The sequence below is a fragment of the Pseudomonas sp. RGM2987 genome, from assembly GCF_022952855.1.
Classification (GTDB): Bacteria; Pseudomonadota; Gammaproteobacteria; order Pseudomonadales; family Pseudomonadaceae; genus Aquipseudomonas.
This window is the reverse complement of sequence record NZ_JALJDX010000078.1, coordinates 1-7,625: the sequence shown is the minus strand read 5'-3', so window position 1 is coordinate 7,625 and position 7,625 is coordinate 1. Positions and strand designations below refer to the sequence as shown.

The 7,625-nt window shown below is 63.4% G+C and carries 9 protein-coding genes; 6 read left to right on the top strand and 3 right to left on the bottom strand.

What is annotated here, in order from left to right:
* The first annotated feature begins 165 nt into the window (after nt 1-165).
* The 3 genes from mpl to RGM2987_RS01035 are packed head-to-tail and all read left to right on the top strand — an operon-like array spanning nt 166 to nt 2,430.
* The gene (gene mpl, locus RGM2987_RS01045; RefSeq protein ID WP_245138262.1) at nt 166-1,515 is read left to right on the top strand and encodes a UDP-N-acetylmuramate:L-alanyl-gamma-D-glutamyl-meso-diaminopimelate ligase; all 1,350 of its coding nucleotides are present in this window, start codon (nt 166-168) and stop codon (nt 1,513-1,515) included.
* Nucleotides 1,512-2,144, top strand: coding sequence for a flavin prenyltransferase UbiX (ubiX, locus tag RGM2987_RS01040; RefSeq protein WP_245138261.1), 633 nt, complete (start codon nt 1,512-1,514; stop codon nt 2,142-2,144). Before mpl ends, ubiX begins: the two co-directional genes overlap by 4 nt.
* The gene (locus RGM2987_RS01035; RefSeq protein ID WP_245138260.1) at nt 2,137-2,430 is read left to right on the top strand and encodes a YceK/YidQ family lipoprotein; all 294 of its coding nucleotides are present in this window, start codon (nt 2,137-2,139) and stop codon (nt 2,428-2,430) included. The genes ubiX and RGM2987_RS01035 overlap by 8 nt, the downstream gene beginning before the upstream one ends.
* A 323-nt stretch (nt 2,431-2,753) precedes the next feature.
* Here the strand turns inward: RGM2987_RS01035 and RGM2987_RS01030 are convergent, their stop codons facing one another.
* From RGM2987_RS01030 to RGM2987_RS01020, 3 genes are all read right to left on the bottom strand, one after another.
* On the bottom strand, nt 2,754-3,395 hold the full coding sequence (locus RGM2987_RS01030) for an oxidoreductase (RefSeq protein ID WP_245138259.1): 642 nt from the start codon (nt 3,393-3,395) through the stop codon (nt 2,754-2,756).
* A gap of 27 nt (nt 3,396-3,422) precedes the next feature.
* Nucleotides 3,423-5,141, bottom strand: a complete 1,719-nt coding sequence (locus RGM2987_RS01025) for a C13 family peptidase (RefSeq protein ID WP_245138258.1) — start codon at nt 5,139-5,141, stop codon at nt 3,423-3,425.
* 103 nt (nt 5,142-5,244) lie between these two features.
* Nucleotides 5,245-5,700, bottom strand: a complete 456-nt coding sequence (locus tag RGM2987_RS01020) for a MaoC family dehydratase (RefSeq protein WP_245138257.1) — start codon at nt 5,698-5,700, stop codon at nt 5,245-5,247.
* A 193-nt stretch (nt 5,701-5,893) separates the two neighbouring features.
* Here RGM2987_RS01020 and RGM2987_RS01015 point away from each other — a divergent pair, with 193 nt between their 5' ends.
* The 3 genes from RGM2987_RS01015 to RGM2987_RS01005 are packed head-to-tail and all read left to right on the top strand — an operon-like array spanning nt 5,894 to nt 7,573.
* Nucleotides 5,894-6,259, top strand: coding sequence for a CidA/LrgA family protein (locus RGM2987_RS01015; RefSeq protein WP_245138256.1), 366 nt, complete (start codon nt 5,894-5,896; stop codon nt 6,257-6,259).
* A complete protein-coding gene (locus RGM2987_RS01010; RefSeq protein WP_245138255.1) occupies nt 6,256-6,972 on the top strand; it encodes an LrgB family protein in 717 nt (238 codons plus the stop codon). The genes RGM2987_RS01015 and RGM2987_RS01010 overlap by 4 nt, the downstream gene beginning before the upstream one ends.
* A 10-nt stretch (nt 6,973-6,982) precedes the next feature.
* Nucleotides 6,983-7,573, top strand: a complete 591-nt coding sequence (locus RGM2987_RS01005) for an LON peptidase substrate-binding domain-containing protein (RefSeq protein WP_245138254.1) — start codon at nt 6,983-6,985, stop codon at nt 7,571-7,573.
* The last annotated feature ends 52 nt before the right edge of the window (nt 7,574-7,625 follow it).

Below are 7,625 nucleotides of genomic sequence, written 5' to 3'. Positions count from 1 at the left end.
CGCGAAAGCGGTGTGTCAGACGACGCATCTGTTGAATGACCCACCGCTTTCGCGAGCAAGCCCGCTCCCACAGGGGAAGTGATCTGCGTTGCGGTCAATTCCAAACACAAGGTGCGATTTCCCCCTCCCTAGGCTAACCTGCGGCCATGTTTTACGAGGTCGACTATGCACATCCATATTCTCGGTATTTGCGGCACTTTCATGGGTTCGATGGCGGTCCTGGCCAAGGAACTGGGCCATCACGTGACCGGTTCCGACGCCAACGTCTACCCGCCGATGAGCACGCAGTTGGAGGCCCAGGGCATCGAACTGACCCAGGGCTATGACCCGGCGCAGCTGGATCCGGCGCCCGACCTGGTGGTCATCGGCAACGCCATGTCTCGTGGCAACCCAGCGGTGGAGTACGTGCTGAACAAGGGCCTGCCCTATGTGTCCGGGCCGCAGTGGCTGGCCGACCACGTGTTGCAGGGCCGTTGGGTCCTGGCCGTGGCCGGTACCCACGGCAAGACCACCACCAGCAGCATGCTCGCCTGGGTACTGGAACACGCCGGCATGAGCCCGGGTTTCTTGATCGGCGGTGTGCCGCAGAACTTCTCGGTGTCGGCGCGCCTGGGTGGCACGCCGTTCTTCGTGATCGAGGCCGATGAGTACGACAGCGCGTTTTTCGACAAGCGCTCGAAATTCGTCCATTACCGCCCACGCACCGCCATTTTGAACAATCTTGAATTCGATCACGCCGACATCTTTCCCGATCTGCCAGCCATCGAGCGGCAGTTCCATCATCTGGTTCGGACCATCCCGAGCGAAGGCCTGGTAATCCATCCGACCACCGAGCCGGCTTTGCAGCGAGTGATCGAAATGGGTTGCTGGACTCCGGTACAGACGACCGGCGCGGGCGGGCAGTGGCAGGTGAAGTTGCTCAAGGACGACGGTTCGCAGTTCGAAGTCATGTTCGAAGGCGTGTCCCAGGGCGTGGTCGAGTGGGACATGACCGGCCAGCACAACGTCGCCAACGCTCTGGCGACCCTGGCGGCTGCCCGTCATGTTGGCGTGGTGCCGTCCATGGGTATCGCGGCGTTGAGCGCGTTCAAGAGCGTCAAGCGCCGCATGGAAAAAGTCGCCGAAGTGCGCGGCATCACCATTTATGACGACTTCGCCCACCACCCAACGGCCATCGCCACCACCCTCGACGGCTTGCGCAAGCGCATCGGCGACGCACCGCTGATTGCCATCATCGAGCCGCGTTCCAATTCCATGAAGCTCGGCGCCCACCGTGATGGCCTGCCGGAAAGCGTGGTGGATGCCGATCAGGTGATCTGGTACGCACCGGCCAACCTTGGCTGGGACCTGGGCGCTACCGCTGCGTTATGCACAGTGCCGGCGATTGTCAGCGATTCGCTGGAAGGCATCATCGAACGCGTGAAGAGCCAGGCCCAGCCCGGCACCCACGTGGTGATCATGAGCAATGGCGGCTTCGGCGGCCTGCACGGCAAACTGGCCGAGGCGCTGCGATGAGCAACGGTCCGGAACGCATCGCCCTGGCGATGACCGGGGCGTCCGGCGCCCAGTACGGCTTGCGCCTGCTCGATTGCCTGGTGCGCGAAGACCGCGAGGTGCATTTCCTGATTTCCAAGGCGGCGCAGTTGGTGATGGCGACGGAAACCGACGTGACCCTGCCGCCCAAGACCCAGATGATGCAGGCCTTCCTCACCGAATACACGGGAGCTGCGGCGGGGCAGATCCGGGTGTATGGCAAGGAAGACTGGATGTCGCCGGTGGCCTCGGGCTCCGGCGCGCTGGCGGCGATGGTGGTAGTGCCATGTTCCACCGGCACGCTGTCGGCGATTGCCACCGGGGCCTGCAACAACCTGATCGAACGGGCGGCGGACGTCACGCTCAAGGAGCGCCGGCAGTTGATCCTGGTGCCGCGGGAAGCGCCGTATTCGAGCATTCATCTGGAGCACATGCTCAAGTTGTCGAACATGGGCGTGACCATCCTGCCGGCCTCGCCGGGGTTTTATCACCAGCCGCAGACCATCGATGACCTGATCGATTTTGTGGTAGCGCGGATTCTCAATCTGCTGAACATCCCCCAAGACATGCTGCCGCGCTGGGGCGAGCATCATTTGAGCAGCGATGAATAAGCTGCTGATGGTGCTGCTGGCGCTGCTGGCGCTGCAACTGACCGGCTGCGCCACCGCCCGCACCCTCGACGCCGCCAAGCCCGGCGCGCCGGTGGTGTACGCCGGGACGCGGCTGGATCTCTATGCCCTTAACGGAGGCTGCTGCGCCAAGGACCGCTTTGGTGCCGAGGCGCCGAGCTACCCGGGCATTGATCTGCCGGGCAGTGCGTTGCTCGACACCTTGTTGCTGCCGTTGTCGTTGTTTACCGCGATGGGGGTGGGGTTTCAGGCGACAGGCGGAATGTGAACAGCGCCGCGAACCTCGTGGCGAGGGAGCTTGCTCCCGCTCGACTGCGCAGCAGTCGTCTTCTGAGCTCAAAAAAGCCTTGGGGCCGCTTCGCAGCCCAGCGGGAGCAAGCTCCCTCGCCACAGGGGGCTGTGTTTGGCTGAGGGATGGTGGTGAACCCTTCGGGAGCAAGCTCCCTCGCCACAGGGGGCTGTGTTTGGCTGAGGATGGTGGTGAACCCTTCGCGAGCAAGCCCGCTCCCACAGGGGGCTGCGTTCATTCTGGAGACACTCGATCAACTGTGGGAGCGGGCTTGCTCGCGAAGGCGTCCGATCAGGCAGCCTCTATTTCCCCAACTTACGCAACTCATCCGACTCCACCACCCGCACCCCGTCCTGCTCCTCCAGCGCCAGGCGCCACATGGCGCGGGCCAGTTGGCAGGCTTCGATGCCGCGGTATTTGCCCGGGATCAGTTTCGACAGCGGCCCGGCCAGTTGCTCGGCCAGGCGCGGCTCGACGCGTTCGCCCAACAGCAGGGAAGGACGGCAGATGGTCAACTGCGGCCAGCCCTGGCTTTTCAGCGCCGCCTCCATCTCGCCCTTGACCCGGTTGTAGAAGATCGACGATTTGGCGTCCGCCCCCAGCGCGCTGATGACGATCAGGTGCCGCGCCCCCAGTTCCCTGGCGCGCTTGGCGAAGGCCACGACCAGCTCCAGGTCCACGGCGCGGAAGGCTTGCTCGGAGCCGGCCTTCTTGATGGTCGTCCCCAGGCAGCAAAAGGCGATGTCGACCTGGCCACTGAGTTGCGGCAATACCTGGGCCGGTTCCCCAACCGGATTTTCCAGGCGCGAGTGTTCGGCCAATGGCCGGCGTGAAGGTGCCAGGACCCGGGTGATGGTCGGCTCGTTGAGCAGCCGATCCAGTAGATGTTCCCCGGTCAGCCCGGTCGCACCGGCGAGCAAAACATGCTGAGGCGTCAAGTACATAGTGTTTCCCCCTTGATACGGTTCAGCTTAGTTGCTCTTTATGGCCCCGTCGTTCAATGCAGTACTTTGCAATGCTTTGCGTGCCTGCTGCTTGCGCAGCAACTGCCAGTGGGAAACCACGGTCCGGGGGGCCCAGATCTGCGGTTCGGAGGCTTCGAAATTGTCCGCCTGCTCTCGCTCGGCCACGGTGGCCTTGGCCCGCTTGAAGGCCTGCTCCAGGTCGTCGGTCTGGTTCAGCGCCTGGGCAAACAGGGCATCGCCGAAGTAGGTGAAGTTGGCTTCTTCGGAGCACCCGAAGGACACCCGGTCGGCCCGTGAGGCGGTCATGATCAGCGTGCGTTCATCCTTGAGCGCCGGGATGAAACCACCGGAGTAGCACGCCGAGATCACCACGATTTTGTCGCGATTCTTCAACGGCGCCAGGACCGCCGCCAGTTCGTCGGCGGGTAGGTCGGCCAGTTCCATGCGCGGCTGGTCGAGCACCAGTTCGTGCTCGCTGGTGCCATGGCTGGTCAGGTAGATGAACACCAGGTCCTCCGGGCCGCTGCGTTCGGCCAGGGTCGCGATGGCACGGCGCAGGGTTTCGCGGCTGGCCATGGGCCGGTCGCCTAGGTGGTCGCGGTGATTCACCAGGCGGATCTGCCCGAATGCGCCGAAGCGGCTGGCGAGCATGTTGGCGACATAGTCGGATTCGCGCAGGAACACGCTCTGCTTGCCGTCACCGCCCAGGGTCAGGCTGTACAGTTCCACGGCAGGTGTTGAGGCCGGGATATTGGCGAGGGCTTCGTCCAGCAGCCGGCCCTGGGCCAGCAGGCCGAGCTCCAGCACGTCCGGCAACAGCCGGCCATCCGCGTCGCGCACCCGCTGGCCGTTGGCCCAGGTGCCGTCCTGCACGGTGCCGTCGGTCAGCACCAGGGTGCCGCGTCCGTGATAGGCGTCGTTTTCGAACCCGCCGATGTAGAAACTGCCGTCGGGCAGGTTCAGGCGACCCTGGCCGGTGAAGCGCCATTCATTGAACTGGCCGAGGTAGTGGCTGCCATCGGCGCCCGTCAGTTCGCCCTTGCCGGTGAGCGCGCCGTCCTTGAACTGGCCGGTCCAGACATCGCCATCGGCATTTTCATAGCGACCGCGACCGTTGAGTTGGTTGTCCTTGAAGCCGCCGACGTAGACATCGCCCTCGGCGCTGTTGAAGGTGCCCCTGCCTTGAAGCTGTCCATCGACGAAATGACCGGTGAACTGGTTGCCAGCGGCATCGAAGCGCTGGCCCTCGCCGTTGGGCTTGCCGTTGGCGAACGGGCCCTGGTACTGGCTGCCGTCGGCGAGTTCCAGGCGCCCGAGGCCCGAGTAGCGGTCGGCCTTGAACTCGCCACGATAGGTCACGCCGTTTTCCTTGAGCGTGCCTTCGCCGTCGCGCCGGCCTTGCTTGAAACCGCCGGTGTAGCTGCTGGTTGGCGTGCTCAGGCTGCCCTGGCCGTGGAACAGGCCCTGCTGGAACTGACCGCGATAGATCTCGCCATTGCTGCCGTGCCATTCCCCGGTGCCATGCCACTGGCCCTTGTCGAACTGCCCGGCGTACCAGCTGCCGTTGGGGTAATCGATGCGCCCCTGGCCTTGCAGCAAGCCGTCCACCAGGTCGCCGCGATAGCGCCCGCCGTCGGGCAGGCGAGCGTCGGGAGGCAGCGGCGATTCGCCGTCGCCGCAGGCGGTGAGCAACAGGGTCAGGGTCAGGGGGACAAGTAAGCGCATAACGGGATCCAGGTCATCAGGCCACGAGTATGCCGCAGCTATGCGCGTCAGATATAGAGAAGCGATGCGAAACTGCCCGAGCGGTTTCGCCACCGCATTGGGTTTACACGAAGCAGAGCGACAGCGGCTCGGCGATGTAGGCCGGTTTTTCCGAGCCTTCGATTTCCAAGGTGGCGGTGGCCTTGAGCAGCCATTGGCCGGGTTTTTTCTCGGTGACGTCCACCAGGTCGACCTTGAGTCGGACCTTGGAATCGACCTTCACCGGCTGGATGAAACGCACACTGTCCAGCCCGTAGTTGACCACCATCTTCACGCCCTCGGGCAGGATCAGGATGTCTTCCATCAGCTTGGGCATCAGCGACAGCGACAGGAACCCGTGGGCGATGGTGCTGCCGAAGGGTGTCTGTGCGGCCTTGACCGGATCGACGTGGATGAACTGAAAGTCGCCTGTGGCTTCGGCGAACAGGTTGATGCGTTCCTGGTCGATGGTGAGCCAGTCGGAACGTCCAAGTTCCTTGCCGACATAATCTTTGAGCGCTGCAACGGGAACATAGGGCATTGAGACTCTCCTTGGTTCATCGGTTTTATCTTTTTCTGGAAACGGCGGCCTCGGCCCCCGGGGAACCACTGTAGATCAACATGGCGGACAACGAAGGTCATCGACCATGCTTTTTACGAATGCCGAACCATAGCGCGGGCGTGCTTATAATGCGGGCGCATTCAATGGGTACGTGTTGCAGGGGAGAGAGCGGATGTTGCTACGGGGCCTGACCTGGCTGGTGTTGTTCCAATTGCTGGGCACTGCGATCAATCATTTGTTCTTGCCGGTGTTGCCCGGGCCCATCATCGGCCTGCTGCTGTTGCTGGGCTACCTGATCATGCGCGGCGAAGTCGCCGAACCACTGAGCCTGGCCGCCGGCAGCCTGCTGCGTTACCTGCCGTTGCTGCTGGTGCCGCCGGCAGTCGGGGTGATGGTCTATGCCCGGGCGATTGCCGCCGATTTCTGGGCCATTGTCGGCGCGCTGGTGCTGTCGCTGGTGTTGTCCATGGCCTTCACCGGCGTGCTGATGCAACGCCTGGCCCGACGCCATGCGCCGGCTGCGGAGGATGCGTCATGATGTTTGACTGGCAGGGCGCCTGGGCTTCGGTGATCCACCATCCGCTGTTCGGCATCGGGATTACCCTGGGCGCCTATCAACTGGTGCTGGCCGCGTTCGAAAAGACCCGCTGGGTGTTCCTGCAACCGGTGCTGATGTCGATGGTGCTGCTGATCGGCGTGCTGGTCAGTTGCGGCATCGGCTACGCGGAATATCGCAAGAGCACCGAGATCCTCAGCATCCTCCTGGGCCCGGCCACGGTCGCCCTGGCGGTGCCGTTGTACCTGAACCTGCGACGGATCCGGCAATTGTTCTGGCCGATTTTTACTACGCTGGTGATAGGCGGGGTGTTCGCCACGGGTTCTGCGGTGGTGCTGGGCTGGGCGTTTGGCGCCGATCACATGATCCTGATGACCATGGCGCCGAAGTCCGTGACCTCGCCGATCGCCATGCTGGTGGCCGAGCAGATCGGCGGCGTGGCGGCCATGGCAGCGGTGTTCGTGTTGATCACCGGCGTGCTCGGGGCGATTTTCGGGCCGGGCATCCTGAACCGGTTGGGGGTCCATAGCCCTGAAGCCCGGGGCATGGCGCTGGGGCTTACGGCCCACGCCGTGGGAACGTCCGTGGCGTTGCAGGAAAGTGAAGAAACGGGTGCCTTCGCGGCGCTGGCGATGAGTCTGATGGGCGTGGCCACGGCGGTGCTGCTGCCGCTGGTTGTGTCGATGACAGTCTAAGGAACTGGTTATGAGCTTGCCGCTTTTCCCATTGAACACTGTGCTGTTCCCCGGTTGCATCCTCGATTTGCAGATTTTCGAGGCGCGTTACCTCGACATGATCGGGCGCTGCATGAAGAAGGGCGAAGGGTTTGGCGTGGTGTGCATCCTCGATGGCGAGGAGGTCGGCATCGCACCGGACGGCTATGCGCGGGTCGGCTGTGAAGCGCTGATCACCGACTTCTCCCAGCAGGACAACGGCCTGCTGGGCATTCGCGTGCAGGGCGGGCGGCGGTTTCTGGTGCACAGCAGCAGCGTCCAGGCCGACCAACTGACCGTCGCCGAAGTGGAATGGCTGGAAGACGAGCCGGAACAACCGCTCCAGGATGAAGACGCCGACCTGGTGGCGCTGCTCAAGGCCCTGGCCGAACACCCGATGGTCGAAGCCTTGAACATGGGCACCGAAGCGACAGGGCAGCAGTCCTTGGCCAATCAACTGGCTTATCTGCTGCCGTTCAATGAACTGGACAAGATCGACCTGCTGCAACTGGATGACCCGCAGCAGCGGCTGGATGCGATCCAGGCTTTGCTCGACGAATTGCAGGGCGAATTGTTTGCCTGAAACACCTCATTTCCCCTGTGGGAGCGGGCTTGCTCGCGAAGGCGGTGTGTCA